Consider the following 15,283-nt stretch of genomic DNA (forward strand, 5'->3'; position numbering starts at 1 on the left):
GACCGAGGTTGGGCATCCGACCCAGGTTGAGGACCGCTGGGCATCCGACCCAGGTTGAGGACGCTCGCTGGGCATCCGACCCAGGTTGAGGACCGCTGGGCATCCGACCCAGGTTGAGGACCGCTGGGCATCCGACCCAGGTTGAGGGTGTCCGTCTGGGCATCCGACCCAGGTTGAGGGCGAGCGAGAGGCAACGAGGGGCGAGGGCGAGCGAGAGTGCGTCCGACCCAGGTTAAGAGCATCCGCCTAAGTCAAGAGCGTCCGCCCCTACGACGTTCGAGCGGCGCCGCGCCGGACATCTTTTTGCGTCCCCCGCGCAGGCGACGATCGCCGGTAGGGCTCAGCCCGCCGCGGGCGCCTGCTGCGCCTGGGCGCGCGCCCGGAGGCGCTGCTTGGCGGAAGGGCCGCCGGCGTGGCGCACCGAGGCGACGGCGCGATCCATCGCGTCCTGCCAGTAGCGCGCGACGTCCTCGCGCTCGGTGAGGAGGGCGTCGATGGGCCCGTGGTCGGTCTCGATCTCGACAGCGAACCGGTCGTCGCGCGGGAGCACGCGGATATCGCGGACCTCCCCGGCGGAGATGGCCGCCCCCAGCCGGCCCTCGGGGCGCAGGTCGATCGCGCCGGTGCGGCTCACCCAGGGGGCCACCACGAAGCGGCCCGGGCCGAACGACACGACCGGTGCGGAGCGCGCCGCATAACGGGACGAGAACCTGGCGACGCCCAGGAAGGCGTAGCCCGCGAGCGAGAGCAGCGCGGCGGCGCTGCCGACGCCGATGGCGATGCCGCTGTCGCCCGCGGAGACGCTCCGCATGACCTGGATCCAGAGCGCGAGCGCGCCGAGCAGCAGCGCGGCCCCGATGAGCGCGTTGCGGGCCGCCGAGCCGCGTGGGCCGTGGCTCGCGTGGTCCCGCAAGACGAGGATCTCGCCCTCGCTCCGGATCGCGAACCGCGACAGCGCGGCGGCCGGCAGCGCTGGCGGCGGAGTCGGGGCAGGCTCCGGGAGGGGCCGCGGCGCGATGGCGCCGGGCGGCTCGGTCCCCCGCGCCGTTTCCAGCGGGACGCCCAGCGCGGCCGCGAGCGGCGCCGCCACCGCCTCGACGAGCGCCTCCGCCGGCGCGGCCTCGAGATCCTGCGCCTCGGCGACGAGCAGGCGCCGCGCCGCCGTGGCGCGCGCCGCCGTGGCGCGCGCAGGCACGGGCGCGGCGAGCACGAGCCAGGCGGCGACGTAGGTCCGCTCGCGCGTGCACGTGGGGGCGCCGCAGCATGGGCGCCGCTCCGAGATCACCTGAACGCCCACCGCGTCGCGAGGCTCGGCCGTGCCCTCCCCGGCCCCGCCCGCGAGCCTCAGCGGCGCCAGCCGGAGGACGCTCGCGCCGCGCTCGATCCGGAGCCATACGGGGTCCCGCGGCGCCGGGCCGAAGCCTGTACCCTGCTCCCGCCGCAGCGCGCCAAGCTCGGGCGCCACCCGGAGGATCAGCGGCGCGCCGCCGCCCTCCGCCGAGAGGGCGCGCGCCGCGCCGGCCGGATCGCCGAGCGGATCGAGGGCGGAAACGGAGCTGTCGGCCTCAAGGGAGCGGAGGGCACGCGCGACCTCCGCCTCGAACGCTGCGGTGCTCGGCTCGGGCATGGCGGGACGTTTGCCCCGGCTGCGCTGGGTTGTAAAGCGCACCCGTCCGCGCGACAACGCGGGGGGCGCGCTCTCCCACCCCGCCCGATCGCTGCCGCTCGCGCAGGGTCCGGCGCGGCCGCCGGCGCCAGAAGGCCAGCAGCGCGCCGAGCGCCGTCATCGGCAAGCCGGGAGCGATCGGCGGCTGACCAGCGCCCGAGCAGGAGCAGCCGGCGTCGCCCTCGGCCTCGTCCACATTGCCGCTCTTCGGCCTGTCCTCGCCCCCCGACGCCGCGCCGCCCGCTCCGCCCGAGGCCGCCGTCGCGCCCGCGCCGGAGCCGCCGCCGCCCGAGCTCGCGGCGCTCGTCCCGGCGATCGGGTAGAGGGCGCAGACCCCTTCGATGTCGTCGTCCTCGAGCGTGCGCGCCGACGTGCCGCCCGGGTAGAACCCCAGCATCGTCGCGCCGCGCACGTTCGTGTGACCCAGGCCGAGGAAGTGCCCTTCTTCGTGCGTGGCGATCGATCGCACATCGATGCAGTCTCCATCGCCCGTGTCGTTCCAGCAGAAGCCGACGTCGTTGAAGATCATGTCGGCCTCGCCGATGACACCGTCGGCATCCCATACCGGCATCGTGACGGCGATCACCGAGTCGGCTTGCCCGAGCTCGCCAGGCCAGCTGTCGCTGATCCAGAGGAACACGCTCTTGCCGTCGTCGAAGTCGTAGCCGTCGCCCGTGTCGCCGAGGAGCTCGACCTCCCACGCCGTGCATCCGGGGCTCGACCAGGCCGCGAAGCCGGCCTCGATGCTGGCGGCGGCGAAGCTGGAGAGCGGCCCCGGGATCGTCCCCCCGTTGATGTGGTAGCGGGCCGGCAGCGCGCGCCAGCGGGGGACGACATCGAGATCGAGCGGCGCCCACGCGGCGGCATCGCGGGCCCCCGCGAGCTGCGCCAGCGCGGCGGCGAGCGGGGCGACAAGGGGGAGCGCGGCCCTGAAGCCTCTCTTCATCCCTCCATCATCGGCTCATCGGTCCTGCGAGACCACCTCGAGCTCCTCGGGCGCCGCGCTCCCCTCGAGGGGCAGCGTCACCTCCACCCCCTCGTGCACCGGCAGGGTCGCCGCGACGGGCCAGGAGCGCGGCGCGCTGCCCTCGCCCGCCGCGACCTCGCGCAGCGTCACGCCGCGCACGGGATTCACGCCGCCGTTGAAGAGGCACGCGCGCAGCCGCCCCTCGACGACCGCAGCCGAGCACGGGATGACATCGGCCGTCGCGCGCCGGATCCGGCCGAGCATCGCCTCCTCCGCGGGCGCGGCGGGCATGAGCGCCACGAGCGCGTCGCGGGCGCGCGGGTCGCGGAGCCAGGCGAGCATCATCGCCGCGTGGATGCGCACCACGCGGTAGCGCGCGCGCGTCAGCTGGAAGAAGGCGTCGGGCGACGCCACCCCGGTCTCGCCGTCGAGCATGCCCGTCACGCCCGGCTCGATCTTCACCTCCGTCCCGGGCGCCTCGACGTGCCACTTCACCGCGCGCCCCGGCCCGAGCGCGCCTTCCCAGAACAGCCCGCGCTCGGTGATGCCGGCGCGCTCGCCGCGGCGATCGCGCCGCGCGAACGTGAGCAGCACGCGGAAGTCGCTGACGGGCGCGCCGCTGTTGTTCACGACCGCGAGCTCGAAGTCGTAGCGGCCGCGCGCCGGCCGCGTCGCGCCGCCGTCCCGGCCCGCGTCGCCCGGCTCCGCCCCGGCGTCGCCCGGCTCCCCGGCGGCGCCGCCCTGCCCCGCGCCGGCCTCGCTCTCCGCGTCGTCGTCCGCACGGTCCCTCCGCAGAATCGGCGCGATCACGCCGGCGCCGTCGTCCGGCCCGGTCGATCCGAGCAGGCTGAGGATCGGCACCCCCGCCCGCCAGAGCGGCGAGTCGGCGCGATCGCAGAGGCAGTGCGGGAACGACGGCTCGACGCGCTCCCGGACCTCACCCGCGCGGAGCGCGGCGGTGGCTCCGCGGGTCGCCTGCCCGACGCCGCGCGCCGCCTGCCGCTCGGCCGGCCGCTGATCGCGGGGCGCCGCGAACCGCTGCACGAACGCCATCGTCGCCACGATGCCGATCACCGCGAGCGCCGCGGGCACGAGCACGCGGGCCCGGAGCGGGAGCGCGTCGATCCCCTCCTCGACGCCGCGCCTTGGTTCGCGCCCCGGCCGCTCGCCGAGCGGCGTCGGGCGGGGCGCGAACACGGGCGCAGCCGGCGAGCCGGGGGACAGGGCGGCCGCGAGCCGCTCCGACGCGAAGCCCATGCGGCTCGACATCTCCGCCACGAGCGCGTCGCGCAGGCGGTCCGAGGGCGGCCCTCCCCAGGTCGCGAGCCGCGCGACGAAGCGCAGCGCGAGCCAGGTCGCGAGCGCGACCAGGCACGCGAGCGACGCGGTCCCGAGCGGGCCGCTCGCGAGATAGTCGGGGGACAGGGCGGCCGCGAGCACGCCGAGCGGCGCCGGCGCGATCCAGCTCGCCATGCGGGCGTTGAGGCGCGCGCGGTAGGCGCTCTCCATCGCCTCCATCGCCGCCGGCGAGGTCACGCCGGGCACGCCGGGCAGATCGCCCTCGAAGCGCGCGAGGACGAAGCAGTTGTGCGGCGAGCACGCGGACGGATCGAGCGCCACGCAGAGCGCCTTGCCGCGCCGGAAAAGGCCGCGGATCGCGGTGTAGGGCACCCCGAAGCGGACCGGCGCCGCCACGGCGCCCAGGGCGAACCCCTCGGCGTAGCCGGCGACCCGGACCAGCTCGACCTCGAGCTCCGCCTCGGCGCAGGTGAAGCGCACCGCGCCAACGGCATTGGCGCCCCCCTCGGCGATCGCCAGGGCAGCGACGGAGAACGCGCGAGGCAAGGTGGCCGCACCCTAACCGCGCGGGCCGGAGCGCTGCAACGGAAACCCGGACGGCCGGGAAGCCCCCGGGCGCGTCGGGTGACCGTTGATCGCCCAGCGCCGGGTGCGTAAGACGTGGCGCCATGAAGCCCCTCCACATCGTCATCGCCATCTCCTGCGCTGTCCTCCTCGGCCCGGTCGCGGGCTGCGAGGAGAAGGTCCCCGAGCCGGATCTGCCGCCGGGCAGCGCCGTGCCGGTGGTGAAGCCCGCCGAGCCGGAGCCCGCCGATCTCATCAAGGAAGACACCGTCGTGGGCACCGGCCCGGAGGCGAAGGACGGCGATAAAGTCCGCGTCCACTACACGGGGCGCCTGCTGAAGAACAACGCCGAGTTCGACTCCTCCGTCGGCCGCGAGCCGTTCGAGTTCACGCTCGGCGCGTCGGAGGTCATCAAGGGCTGGGACCAGGGCGTTGCCGGGATGAAGGTGGGCGGCAAGCGCAAGCTCACGATCCCCTCCCGCCTCGGCTACGGCGACGCGGGCAGCCCGCCGAAGATCCCGGCCAAGGCGACGCTGGTCTTCGACATCGAGCTGCTCGGCGTCGGCGACGCGGCGAAGGACGCGGCCGGGGACGACAAGGCCGGGAAGACCACGGCCGACAAGGCGGCCAAGCCCGCGGGCGACAAGGCGGCCAAGGGCGACAAGCCCGCCGCGCCGGCCGAGAAGAAGGAGGCGCCCAAGGAGGCGAAGTGAGCCGCAGGCGGCCGCGCCAAGAGAGCCGCGGGCCCCGCGCGAAGTGAGCCGCGCGCCCCGCGCTCAGACGACGCGCGCGAGCGCCTTGAGGAAGATCTCGTAGGCCTCGAGCGGGTACTCGCCCATGTGGAAGATCCGGAACAGCCGGTCCGAGAGCTTCCCCTGGGCGGCGTAGATCTCGAACACGTGCCCATCGACCGGCTCGCTGGCGAGCCGGCTCGCCATCTCGTCGTAGGTCCGCCCGGCCGGGATGTGCAGCGCCGTCCCGATCGACTGGAGCGGCATGTTCTCCCAGCGCGCGATCGTCAGCCCGAGGCGCTCGTAGCCGGGGCGCAGGATCGCGCAGCGCGCCTGGTACACGGCGTGACGCCCGGCGACGCCGCCGGTGGCGGCGAGGTGATCGAGCGCCGCGATCACCTGGCAGAGGCTCATCGGATCGATCGTGTAGGGGTGCGCGCCGCCCTGCTGGGCGCGCCAGATCTTGTGGAGCTCCAGGCTCGGGACGCGCGCGGGGATCCGCTCCATCTCGGCGAGCAGGTCCTTCCGGACCAGCGCCACCGTCAGGTTCGGGTGGCTGTGCAGGCCCTTGTTGCACGAGCCCATGACGGCGGCGATGCCTGAGCCCTCGAGGGCCAGCGGCTCGACGAAGAGCGCGCTGATGCCGTCGACGAGGAGCTTCTTGCCGTACTTCCGGGCGAGCGCGCCCACCTCGGGCAAGGGGTTCAACGTGCACGTCGACGTGCCCCCGTACACCATGGCCACCGCGTCGACCTCGTCCGCCGCCAGGATGGCCTCGATCTTCGCGAGGTCCGGCCGCTCGCCGTAGGGCAGGCACATGTCGACGACCGGCTGGCCGAGCGTGGCGGCGTACTCGAAGATCCGGTCGCCGTAGGCGCCGTTCCGGACGACGAGGAGCCGCTCGTCGCGCCGCAAGCAGGAGCCGAGCACGGCGGCCATGGAGGTCGATCCCGAGCCCGTGAGGAGGATGGCCTCGTAGCTGGGCGCGCCGAGGGCCTCGACGATGCCGTGCCGTGCCCGGTCGAGCAGCGGCCGGAGCCGGGGACCACGCGGGACGATCGGGCTCTCCCCGTAGGTGCGGGAGACCTGGTTCACCGCGTCCGGCAGGTGGAAGACCGCGGGCGTGAGCGAGACGACGCGTGGCGTTTCGGCGGCGATCATGCCGCGACATCTAGCCCGGAACGCGCGCGGGACGCAGCGGAGATTGCGCTACGCCCAGCGGAGCTGGCGCAGATCGTCCCAGACATCGCGCGCGCAGTGGTAGCGGTAGGCGTCGCGGCGGCGCAGCAGCTTGGCGATCACCTGGCTCAGCGGCGTGCCGAGCGCCTCGGCCTTCTGCCGGGGGGTGCCCTCGGCGATCTGCCGCGTGATCTCCTCGTAGGCGACGTTCACGTCGATGGCCGGCTGCCCGGTGTGCATCTGGTACATGAGCAGGCCGAGCTGGTAGAGGTCGCTCTGCGTCGTCGTGTAGCCCGCCGTCACGAGCTCCGGCACGAGGATCTTCGGGTTCGCGACCTGCGGGCGGAACCAGCGGGTGACGCCGTCGAGCTGGTGCGCCACGCCGAAGTCGGTGAGCTTGACGAGCGGCCTGTGGTCGAGCTGGGAGATGAGCACGTTGCCCGCGTGCAGGTCGGCGTGCACGACGCCGTTGTCGTGCAGGTACTGCAGCGTCATCAGCAGCTGACGCGCGAGCTCCAGGAGCAGCGGCGGCTGGAACGGGGCGCCGAGCAGCGCCCGGAGGCTCGTGTCGCACCGCTCGAGCGCCAGGTAGAACAGGTAGTTCACCTCGAACGCGTCGTGGATGTAGACGATGTTGGGGTGGCGGAAGCTCTCCAGGCGGAGCATCTCGCGCGACCACTCTTCCTTGACGACCTGGTAGGGCTTGTTCGCCGGCCGCAGCATCTTCAGGGCGTACACCTGATCGAACGGGCCGCTGCACTCGTACACCGAGCCATACTGCCCGTCGCCGATGAGCGCCCCGATCACGTACGTCCCCCGGGTGGAGGTCAGCGCTGAGCCCGGCACCGGAAACGGGATCAGGAAACTGCCAGTGGAGGACCAGGTCACGGCGAGCCCATCGTAACCGAAAACGCTGGCGCCCGTTCACCCCGCCGCGCGCGGCCCGCGTTCGCGACGCAGGGGGCGCCCCTGTCCCCCCGCACGCGGCGCGCCGAGGGCGGCCGGCCGCTCATGAAGCGGCGAGCTTCCGCACGATCTCCGCGGCCTCGGCCTGATCGAGCTCGAGCGCCGCGGCGACGTCGAGCAAGAGCTCACGCTCGCTGCTCCTGACGATCCCGTCGGCGACCACGACCTGAGCGGCCAGGAAGAAGGCGACCTTCCGGGCCTGCGGGCTGGCGAGCCGCTCCTTGAGCGACGCGAGCCGGGCCGCGCGGCCCTCCTTGTGGAGCTGCTCCACCACGGTCTGGAGGAGCGTGTCCATCGTGCTCTGCGGGATCCGTCGATCCGTGAGCGACTCTACGCTCCGGGCGAAATGGATCTTCTCCTCCGGGCTGAACTCGCCGTCGGCGAACGCCGCAAGGAACATCAGCTCGACGAGCGCCTCGAGGTTCGGCTCATCAAGCGTTTGCAGCGGAGGAGGGCTCATCTGGGGCATCGTCTCCGTGTACACCGAGGCCCGGCGCGGGACCAGCCCTGGAGCGTCCCCTGCACCCCGCGCGCCCGGGGCAAACGCGCGCGCCCGGGGCAAACGCGCCGGGGTTGAATGCGCCCGAGGGGGCGGCATTGGGAGAGCGCTCCCTGTGTGTCATGAGTTCGAGCATGCACGTGCGCGAACTCGCCCAGTCGCTCCTCGGCGCGCTCTTCCTCTGCGGCTGCAGCAGCGCGACCGCGGCGCGGCGCCCTGCCGATCCGGGCCGACCTGCGCCCGAGGGGCGCGCGGCGACGCCGCGAGCCACGGCGAGCGCCGAGGCGGCCCCGCCGCCGCTGCGGCTGCCCTGCGAGGCGGACGATCTCGTCGGCTGTACGAACGGCTGCGCCGACCACCAGATCGAGGACTGCGTGACGCTGGGATCGATGTACCTGGGCGGAGCGATCGTCTCGATCGACGCGGAGCGAGCGATGACGCTGTTCGAGAAGGCGTGCGCGGAGGGGAGCGCGCGCGGCTGCTTGCGGCTCGGCGACGCCTACCACGATCGGCTCGCGCGCGCGGACGGCGCCGCCGGGGCGAGCGAGGCGGACGAGGCGGCGCTCTACTGGCACGCGCGCGCATGCCACGCGGGCGCGAACCTCGGATGCCTCGCGGCAGGCAGGGCCTACCTCCACGGCCAGGGCGCGAGCGCCGATCCCGGGCGCGCGGCCGCGCTGTTCCAGCGCGTCTGCGAGCGCGGGAACGCCCCCGCCTGCGTCGAGCTCGGACATCTCCACGCGGAGGGCGAGGGCGTGAAGCGCGACGACCGGAAGGCGGTCGAGCTGTTCACGAAGGCGTGCAAGCTGGGCCTCGACGAGGGGTGCCTGCGGGCGAGCCGGTCCGGCGACGTCCTCCCGCCGCGCGACTGACGCGCCCTCGACCGCCGCTCTTCGCCGTCAGTCGGTCCGGCGGCGCTGGGCGATGTCCAGCGCCGCCGTGATCATCGCGGTGAGCTGTGTGTCCGACACGTTCTCGGAGGGGAGCACAACGAGCTCGGCGCCGATGCGCCGCGACAGCTCGATGAACCCTTCCGGATCGAACGCCCGCACGTCCTGGGTCATCACGATGGCCAGCGGGTTCAGCCATGCCGCGCTGCCCCGCAGCGACACGAGATCGCACGCGAGCAGGTCGGCGCCTTCGACGAAGACCAGCCGCCGGCAACGCTCCGCGAGCTGCTCGCTGGCGCTCACGATGAGCACCACCGAGGCCGATGCCGTCCGCTTGCTGCGCCCCGCTGGTCGTGTCGGTAGCTCTCGCGTGCTCATGAAGCCCAGGTCAGCGAGCGAGCAGCGGGCGCCCGTACGGGACGGGCCCGGCGCCCGGCGCCCGCGCCTCGTCGGCGAGGGCGAGATCCATGACGAAGGAGCCGAACGGCAACCGGAAATCCCGGTCGTTCGGCTGGGTCGCGTAGAGGGCGAGCAGCGAGAGCACGCTCCCGATCTGCGCCGCGGCCGGATCGTCCTCGCACGCGTTGAAGCGGTCGGCGAGCGTGCACAGCTGCCGGAACAGCGGACCGCCCGGGTGCGGGCCGGCGCTGCACATGGCGAAGGTGCCGCTGCCTCGATATCCGAGCTTCCGGCGCTTCCTGGCGGGGGTACGGGACGGAGGTACCATCGTCATGATTGCTGCCCAAGTCGCCTGTGAGGGGTGAATCGCCCCACGCCGGGGCTGACCTGCCGCGGGACGCTCTCCAACCAGTAATAGAGCAGCCCGAAGAGAGTCAATCGGAGAGGACGCCGCGGGCCGGGCGAGGGTGAAATTCTGCGGAATGGTCACCCCTCCGGGCAGCGCGTGGGTATACGTCATCGCATGAAGGCAGTCGTGCTTGCCGGCGGCAAAGGCTCCCGGCTCCGCCCCTACACCGCCCTTATCCCGAAGCCGCTCATGCCGATCGGGGATCACACGATCGTCGAGATCCTCCTCCGGCAGCTGGCGCGGGCGGGGGTCACCGACGTCGTGATGTGCGTCGGCCACCAGGCCGCGCTCATCGAGGCGGTCGTCGGCGAGGGGAGCCGATACGGCCTGCGCATCGCCTACCAGCGCGAGGACACGCCGCTCGGGACCGTGGGTCCGCTCCGGGTCATCGAGCGGGACCTGCCGGAGCGCTTCCTCGTGATGAACGGCGACATCCTCAGCGATCTCGACTTCACGGCGCTCCACCGGACGGCCGAGTCGACCGGATCGCCGCTCACCGTCGCCGTCTGCGAGCGCGCCTCGAAGATCGACCTGGGGGTGCTCGACCTCGGCCCCGAGGGGCGCGTCGTCAGCTTCCGCGAGAAGCCGACCTACACGTTCTGGGTCAGCATGGGCATCTACGCGATGAGCCGCGGCGTGCTGCGCTTCATCCCCGAGGGCCGGCCGTTCGGGTTCGACGACCTGATGCACGCGCTGCTCGGCGCCGGCGAGCCGGTGGCCACCTTCCCCTTCCGGGGCCACTGGCTCGACATCGGAAGGAGCGACGACTTCGCCGAAGCGCAGGACGAGTTCGAGAAGAACCGGCAGCGGTACCTACCGGACTGACGCGGCGAGCGCCTCGCACACGGCGTCGACGTCGGCGTCGGCCATGCGCGGGTGGAGCGGCAGCGTGAGCTGGCGGCCCGCGATCGCGTCCGTCCGCGCGAGCCCGTCCTTGCGCACCCGGTCGGAGGCGCCGTGGTGCGAGAAGCGGTGGATCGGCGTGTAGTGCACGCTCGTCTGGACCCCGCGCGCCTTCATGGCCTCCATCACGGCCTCGCGCGAGGTGCCCTCGGGCAGGAGCACCGGCATGAGGTGGTGCGCGCTCTCCCCCAGCCCGCGCGCGTAGAAGTCGCTGTACGGCAGCCCGAGGCCCCGCACCCCGGCGAGGCGCTCGTGGTAGCGCGCCACGAGCGCGCGCCGACGCGCGTTGCCCGCCGCGAGCCGGCCGAGCTGCACGAGGCCGATGGCGCTGCGGATCTCGTCGATGCGGTAGTTCATGCCCGCGTCCACGACGTCATAGGTGAACGCGTGCCCCTTGTGCCGATCGAGGGTGAGCGTCGTCATCCCGTGCGCGCGGAGGAGCCGCATGCGCGCGTGGAGCGCGTCGTCCTTCGCGATCACGGCGCCCCCCTCGCCGACCGCGAGGTTCTTGTTCGAGAAGAAGCTCAGGCAGCCGACGTCCCCCAGCGTCCCGAGCGCCCTGCCCCGGTAGCTCGCGAGCGGCGCGTGCGCCGCGTCCTCGACCACCGCGAGCCCACGCTCGGCCGCGATCGCGCAGATCGCGTCCATGTCGCAAGGGTAGCCGGCGTAATGGACGACCGTGATCGCCCGCGTCCTCGGGGTGATCTTGCGGACGATGTCGGCGGGATCGATGCCGAGGTCGTCGTCGCCGACGATGTCGGCGAGCACCACGTTGGCCCCGCACAGGAGCGCGGCGTTGGCGGTCGCCACGAACGTGAGGCTCGGGCAGATCACCTCGTCGCCGGGGCCCACGGAGAGCGCGGTGTACGCGAGGTGCAGCGCGGCGGTGCAGTTCGTCACGGCGAGCACCCTCGGGGTGCCGAGCGCCTCGCCGAGCTCCCGCTCGAACTGCGCCGTCCGCTCCCCCATCGTCAACCAGCCCGACGCGACGACCTGCCGCGCGGCCTCGGCTTCTTCAGGCCCGAACGAGAGATCGCTGAGAGGTATCTTCCACATGGTCTTCCATCCATCCAGCGGGCGCCTCGCGGAGAGGGCGCGCGAGGCGCTGGCCCCCGGCCGCGCGGCGGCGTGCGTCAGATCGCGTACTCGCGCGGCCGGTAATCGGTGAGGTGACGCTCGACGTAGGCGTATGTCCGCGCGAGCCCCTCCTCGAGCGTCACGCGGGGCGCGTAGCCGACGAGCTCCGCGGCGCGGCGGAAGTCCGCGAGCAGCACCATGACCTCGCTCGCGTCGGGGCGCACCCGGGCCTCGTCCGTCACGAGCTCCGCGCGCTTGCCCGTCACCTCGAAGATGAGGCGGACCAGATCGCCGATGGAGATGGCGCGCCCGCTCCCGACGTTGAGCGTCTGCCCCACGGCCCGCGCGCTCGATCCGACGAGGAGGAAGCCGGCGACGGTGTCGGTCACGAAGTTGAGGTCCCGCACCGGCGCGGTGCTGCCGATGCGGAGCGCGGCGCTGCCCGCGGCGAGCTGCTGCATCACGCTCGGGATGATCGCGCGCGACGACTGCCGCGGGCCGTAGGTGTTGAACGGCCGGATGGTCGCCACCTCGAGGCCGAACGAGAGGTAGTAGCTCTCGGCGAGCTTGTCGGCGCCGATCTTCGTGGCCGAGTACGGGGACTGGCCGGTCAGCGGGTGCGCCTCGTCGATCGGCGTGTAGCGCGCGGTGCCGTAGGTCTCGCTCGTCGACGTGTGGACCACGCGCGCGCCGTGCTCGCGCGCCGCCTCGAGGACGTTCAGCGTGCCCTGCACGTTGGTCGCCACGTACTGCTGCGGGGCCACGTACGAGTACGGGATCCCGATCAGGGCCGCGAGGTGGAACACGACGTCGGCGCCGCGCACGAGCGACCGGACCGCGCCCGCGTCCTCCACGTTGCCGGGGACGACCTCGACCTGCGCGAGGACGTCCTCGGGGAGCCGGTCGAGGTGCCCGCGCCGCGAGCCCGAGGTGTACCGGACGAGCGCCCTCACGCGCGCGCCCTCCCGGACCAGCGCCTCGACGAGGTGGCTGCCGATGAACCCGCCGGCGCCGGTCACCACGACGCGCTTGCCGCGATAGAAGCCTTCGCTCACGGCCGCGTCCGTGGCCCCTGCGGGTTCGCGCGTCAAGCGCGTACCGAGGCGGCGCGCCCGTTTGCGCCCGGCAGCGCACTCCCGAGCGCGGCGCTGGCCGGCGGGCGCCGCGCGCGGCCAGCGCCGCCGCGCAGCGGCCCGCGGGGCTCGCTGGCGGACGGCGTGGCGGGGATCACTGGATCTGGATCTGGTCGGTGGGCGTGTTGCCCGCCCCCTCCGGCGTGCCGATCTCGCGGTGCACGCAGAGCCCCTGCTTGCAGTAGGAGTCCGGCGGGGCCTTGCAGTCCACCTTGGGCTCCTCGCACTTGCCCGTCTTGTAGCTCTCCGAGAGGGGCTTGATCTTGTCGAAGGTCGCGTTGCTGATGGGCTTCGCACAGCCCGGCCACTCGCTCTGACGGCAGTCGGGGTCCGTGTTGCAGTGCTGCGCCTTGTTCACCATCTCGAAGGCGTCGCCGCGGACTTTGTCGCACTCCTTGGGATCCATCTTGCTCTCGCAACCGGCGACCAGCGCGAGCAGGAGGAAGCTGGCGGTCATGCGGAGCGAGGTCCGAGGTCGGAAGGCGGCCGATCCAGGCCGCCCGCGTCGACGAGCACACGTGATCATTCAGGTTCTCCCGGTCAAGGCCGCCCTTCCGCGCCGGAGGGGCAGCGGCCTGCGCCGGGCCCTTCGTATCACGGCTGGATCCGGGCGCGCAGCTGGCGTAGCCCGTCGACATGGAACGTCCTCGAGAAGGCTCCGGGATCAGCGGCTCCCCGCACGGCGGATCCGGCATCCGTGTTCGCAGCTCCCTCCGGGTGCTCAGCCTGAACATCTGGAACCGCCACGACCCGTGGGAGGCGCGCCTCGAGGTCATCCGGGAGGGCCTCCGCGAGCTCGATCCCGACGTGGTCGGCCTCCAGGAGGTGCTGTCGTACGAGGGCCGCTCGCTGGCCGACGGCATCGCGGACGGGCTCGGCTACGAGGTCGCGTTCGGCGCCGCGCACGACCTCGGCGGCGGCGTGCTCTTCGGCAACGCCGTGCTGTCGCGCTGGCCGATCGCGCGGAGCCAGGCGTTCCCCCTGCCCACGGGTGAGACCGACGAGAAGCGCTCGCTCCTGCTCGCCGAGCTCGGGTCGCCCCACGGCGCGATCCCGTTCTTCGTCACCCACCTCAACTGGAAGTTCCACCACGGCGCCGTGCGCGAGGCGCAGGTCGCGGCCGTGGCCGACATCGTCATGCGCGAGGCGCCCATGGAGGGCCTGCCGCCCATCGTCGTCGGCGACTTCAACGCGCAGCCCGAGGCCACGGAGATCCGGTTCATGAAGGGGCTGCACGCCCTGAACCAGAAGAGCGTGTACTTCGCCGACACCTTCGACCAGACGGGCAAGGGCCCCGGATTCACCTTCGATCCCGTGCGGAACCCGTTCGCGGCCATCACGAACGAGTACCCGCGCCGCATCGATTACGTCTTCGTCCGCGGTCCGGACGCGCAGGGGCGAGGCAAGCCGCTCTCGTCGAGGGTCGTCTTCGAGGAGATCCGCAACGGCGTCGCCGCTTCGGATCATTACGGGGTTCTCTCGGAGATCTCGATGTAAAGCGGTGGCCGGCGCCCCTCACGGGGCGTGCGCTCCGGCACGTTGCCCGGGGATGCCCTGTTCACGTGTACACTGGCGGCATGTCGTCCCCTCGAGCACCGGGCGACGGACCGCCGAGTCCGCCCGACGCGCCTGGTGAGAGCTCGGCTCCTCCGCCTGCTGGCGCGGTCCGCGTCGGTCCGGTCGTGCCGGACGCCCTGTCGCTCATCGGCGGCACGCCGCTCGTCCGCCTTGCCCGGGTCTCGCCCGAGGGCGGAGGCGTCGTCTACGCCAAGCTCGAGTCGATGAACCCGGGCGGCAGCGTCAAGGACAGGGCGGCGCTCGGCATGGTGCTCTGCGCCGAGCGCGAAGGGATCCTCAGGAGAGGGTCGACAATCGTCGAGGCGACGAGCGGCAACACGGGGATCAGCCTCGCGATGATCGCCGCCGTGCGCGGCTACCGCTGCGTGGTGGTCATGCCCGAGGACATGAGCGTCGAGCGCCGGCACGTCCTCCGCGCGTACGGCGCCGAGATCGTCCTCACGCCCGAAGGCCAGGGCATGGCCGGCGCGGTCGCCCGCGCGATCGAGATCTGCGAGGCGACCCCCGGCGGCTGGATGAGCCAGCAGTTCCAGAACCCGGCGAACCCCGGCGCCCACGCGCGCGCCACCGGCCTCGAGATCCTCGCGCAGACCGGCGGCGACATCGCGGCCTTCGTCGTCGGCGTGGGCACCGGCGGCACGCTGACCGGCTGCGGGCGCGTGCTCCGGGATCAGCTCGGCGGCGCGGTCCGCATCTGCGCCGTCGAGCCGACGAAGAGCGCCGTGCTCTCCGGGCGAGGCCCCGGCCCCCACGGCATCCAGGGCCTCGGCCCCGGCTTCGTCCCGGCGATCCTCGAGCGATCGCTCATCGACGAGATCCTGACGGTGACCGAGGCGGGCGCCTCGCGCATGGCGCGGCGGCTCGCCCGCGAGGAGGGGCTCCTCGTCGGGCCGAGCTCCGGCGCCAACGTCCACGCCGCCGTGGAGATCGCGCGCAGGGTGCGCGGGACGATCGTGACCGTGCTGCCCGACTCGGGAGAGCGCTACCTGCTCTGAGCCACATCCGGCGGCGGCGAGCGCGGCG

At 73.2% G+C, this 15,283-nt stretch carries 16 protein-coding genes; 5 read left to right on the top strand and 11 right to left on the bottom strand.

Annotation, left to right across the window (positions count from 1 at the left end):
• Window positions 1-340: 340 nt before the first annotated feature.
• Genes WMF46_RS25715 through WMF46_RS25725 form a run of 3 tightly spaced genes read right to left on the bottom strand, consistent with a single transcriptional unit; the run spans window position 341 to window position 4,478 of the window.
• Window positions 341-1,627, bottom strand: a complete 1,287-nt coding sequence (locus WMF46_RS25715; RefSeq protein WP_437979616.1) for a hypothetical protein — start codon at window positions 1,625-1,627, stop codon at window positions 341-343.
• Window positions 1,566-2,612: a matrixin family metalloprotease gene (locus WMF46_RS25720; RefSeq protein ID WP_437979617.1), complete on the bottom strand. Its 1,047-nt coding sequence runs from the start codon at window positions 2,610-2,612 to the stop codon at window positions 1,566-1,568. The genes WMF46_RS25715 and WMF46_RS25720 overlap by 62 nt, the downstream gene beginning before the upstream one ends.
• Window positions 2,613-2,627: 15 nt before the next feature.
• On the bottom strand, window positions 2,628-4,478 hold the full coding sequence (locus WMF46_RS25725) for a hypothetical protein (RefSeq protein ID WP_437979618.1): 1,851 nt from the start codon (window positions 4,476-4,478) through the stop codon (window positions 2,628-2,630).
• A gap of 122 nt (window positions 4,479-4,600) precedes the next feature.
• Between WMF46_RS25725 and WMF46_RS25730 the strand changes: the two genes are divergently transcribed.
• The gene (locus WMF46_RS25730) at window positions 4,601-5,209 is read left to right on the top strand and encodes an FKBP-type peptidyl-prolyl cis-trans isomerase (RefSeq protein WP_437540975.1); all 609 of its coding nucleotides are present in this window, start codon (window positions 4,601-4,603) and stop codon (window positions 5,207-5,209) included.
• Window positions 5,210-5,272: 63 nt separating this feature from the next.
• Here the strand turns inward: WMF46_RS25730 and WMF46_RS25735 are convergent, their stop codons facing one another.
• The 3 genes from WMF46_RS25735 to WMF46_RS25745 all read right to left on the bottom strand — a co-directional run bounded on the left by WMF46_RS25735 (window position 5,273) and on the right by WMF46_RS25745 (window position 7,832).
• Window positions 5,273-6,388 carry a pyridoxal-phosphate-dependent aminotransferase family protein gene (locus tag WMF46_RS25735; protein ID WP_437979619.1) on the bottom strand — a complete coding sequence of 372 codons (1,116 nt, stop codon included), beginning with the start codon at window positions 6,386-6,388 and terminating at the stop codon, window positions 5,273-5,275.
• A gap of 48 nt (window positions 6,389-6,436) precedes the next feature.
• Window positions 6,437-7,294 (bottom strand): serine/threonine protein kinase, encoded by an 858-nt coding sequence (locus WMF46_RS25740; protein WP_437540980.1) that lies wholly within the window; start codon window positions 7,292-7,294, stop codon window positions 6,437-6,439.
• 121 nt (window positions 7,295-7,415) lie between these two features.
• On the bottom strand, window positions 7,416-7,832 hold the full coding sequence (locus tag WMF46_RS25745) for a tellurite resistance TerB family protein (RefSeq protein ID WP_437292677.1): 417 nt from the start codon (window positions 7,830-7,832) through the stop codon (window positions 7,416-7,418).
• A 173-nt stretch (window positions 7,833-8,005) separates the two neighbouring features.
• Here WMF46_RS25745 and WMF46_RS25750 point away from each other — a divergent pair, with 173 nt between their 5' ends.
• Window positions 8,006-8,743: a tetratricopeptide repeat protein gene (locus WMF46_RS25750; protein ID WP_437979620.1), complete on the top strand. Its 738-nt coding sequence runs from the start codon at window positions 8,006-8,008 to the stop codon at window positions 8,741-8,743.
• A gap of 27 nt (window positions 8,744-8,770) precedes the next feature.
• Here the strand turns inward: WMF46_RS25750 and WMF46_RS25755 are convergent, their stop codons facing one another.
• Both WMF46_RS25755 and WMF46_RS25760 read right to left on the bottom strand, forming a co-directional pair.
• Window positions 8,771-9,139 carry a hypothetical protein gene (locus tag WMF46_RS25755; protein WP_437540984.1) on the bottom strand — a complete coding sequence of 123 codons (369 nt, stop codon included), beginning with the start codon at window positions 9,137-9,139 and terminating at the stop codon, window positions 8,771-8,773.
• A gap of 10 nt (window positions 9,140-9,149) precedes the next feature.
• Window positions 9,150-9,494: a hypothetical protein gene (locus WMF46_RS25760; protein ID WP_437979621.1), complete on the bottom strand. Its 345-nt coding sequence runs from the start codon at window positions 9,492-9,494 to the stop codon at window positions 9,150-9,152.
• Window positions 9,495-9,683: 189 nt separating this feature from the next.
• Here WMF46_RS25760 and WMF46_RS25765 point away from each other — a divergent pair, with 189 nt between their 5' ends.
• Window positions 9,684-10,394, top strand: coding sequence for a nucleotidyltransferase family protein (locus WMF46_RS25765; RefSeq protein ID WP_437979622.1), 711 nt, complete (start codon window positions 9,684-9,686; stop codon window positions 10,392-10,394).
• Here WMF46_RS25765 and WMF46_RS25770 read toward each other — a convergent pair.
• From WMF46_RS25770 to WMF46_RS25780, 3 genes are all read right to left on the bottom strand, one after another.
• Window positions 10,383-11,528, bottom strand: coding sequence for a DegT/DnrJ/EryC1/StrS family aminotransferase (locus WMF46_RS25770; RefSeq protein ID WP_437979623.1), 1,146 nt, complete (start codon window positions 11,526-11,528; stop codon window positions 10,383-10,385). The genes WMF46_RS25765 and WMF46_RS25770 overlap by 12 nt on opposite strands.
• Before the next feature lie 77 nt (window positions 11,529-11,605).
• Window positions 11,606-12,604, bottom strand: a complete 999-nt coding sequence (locus WMF46_RS25775; protein ID WP_437979624.1) for an SDR family NAD(P)-dependent oxidoreductase — start codon at window positions 12,602-12,604, stop codon at window positions 11,606-11,608.
• Window positions 12,605-12,776: 172 nt separating this feature from the next.
• Window positions 12,777-13,139: a hypothetical protein gene (locus tag WMF46_RS25780; RefSeq protein ID WP_437540993.1), complete on the bottom strand. Its 363-nt coding sequence runs from the start codon at window positions 13,137-13,139 to the stop codon at window positions 12,777-12,779.
• Window positions 13,140-13,318: 179 nt separating this feature from the next.
• Here WMF46_RS25780 and WMF46_RS25785 point away from each other — a divergent pair, with 179 nt between their 5' ends.
• The gene (locus tag WMF46_RS25785) at window positions 13,319-14,179 is read left to right on the top strand and encodes an endonuclease/exonuclease/phosphatase family protein (RefSeq protein WP_437979625.1); all 861 of its coding nucleotides are present in this window, start codon (window positions 13,319-13,321) and stop codon (window positions 14,177-14,179) included.
• Window positions 14,180-14,364: 185 nt separating this feature from the next.
• The gene (cysK, locus tag WMF46_RS25790; RefSeq protein WP_437911032.1) at window positions 14,365-15,255 is read left to right on the top strand and encodes a cysteine synthase A; all 891 of its coding nucleotides are present in this window, start codon (window positions 14,365-14,367) and stop codon (window positions 15,253-15,255) included.
• Window positions 15,256-15,283: the final 28 nt, after the last annotated feature.

The organism is Sorangium sp. So ce117 (assembly GCF_051524395.1).
Classification (GTDB): Bacteria; Myxococcota_A; Polyangia; order Polyangiales; family Polyangiaceae; genus Sorangium; species Sorangium cellulosum_B.